The organism is Stenotrophomonas maltophilia (assembly GCF_003970865.1).
Taxonomy (GTDB): Bacteria; Pseudomonadota; Gammaproteobacteria; order Xanthomonadales; family Xanthomonadaceae; genus Stenotrophomonas; species Stenotrophomonas maltophilia_AR.
On sequence record NZ_RXLZ01000174.1, the window covers coordinates 1 to 549 of the forward strand.

Annotated in this window: 1 protein-coding gene; it reads left to right on the top strand. The window is 55.6% G+C overall.

The window, feature by feature from the left end:
- Positions 1-94 precede the first annotated feature (94 nt).
- A partial coding sequence (locus EKL94_RS22275) for a DegT/DnrJ/EryC1/StrS family aminotransferase (protein ID WP_260473494.1) occupies positions 95-549 on the top strand: 455 nt, incomplete at its 3' end.

The window sequence follows — 549 nt, forward strand, 5'->3', positions numbered from 1 at the left end:
CCCTGTAAATGCGGGGGGGCCTTAAGGTTAGTAAAGCGCCATTTACGGGACTGGGCAGGAAGGGCGGCGTTTTGGGGAAGAGTTTGCAAAGGTAGTGGGCACTCGCTATGGGGTGGCCCTCAATAACGGTACGGTAGCCCTCGGGCTCGCCCTTTATGCTTTAGGCATTGGCAGCGGGGATGAAGTCATCACGACTCCTCGTACCTTTATCGCCTCGGCTAGCGCGGCAGTAATGCGTGGGGCTAAGCCGGTTTTTGCAGACGTTGATTTCAACAGTGGGAATATTACCGCTGAGACTATCGAAAAGGTGATTACTTCGCGAACCAAGGCCATTATCGTGGTCCACTTGGCGGGGTGGCCAGCCGATATGGACCCTATCATGGACCTGGCCGATAAGTATGGTCTTAAGGTGATCGAAGACTGTGCTCAAGCCCACGGGGCCAAGTATAAAGGGCGTTCAGTGGGTTCTGTCTCTTTTACACATCCCCGCGCCCCCGGACGGGCCCCCCCCCCCTTTCCCCCCTCTCCCCTGAAAAAAAAAAAAAACCA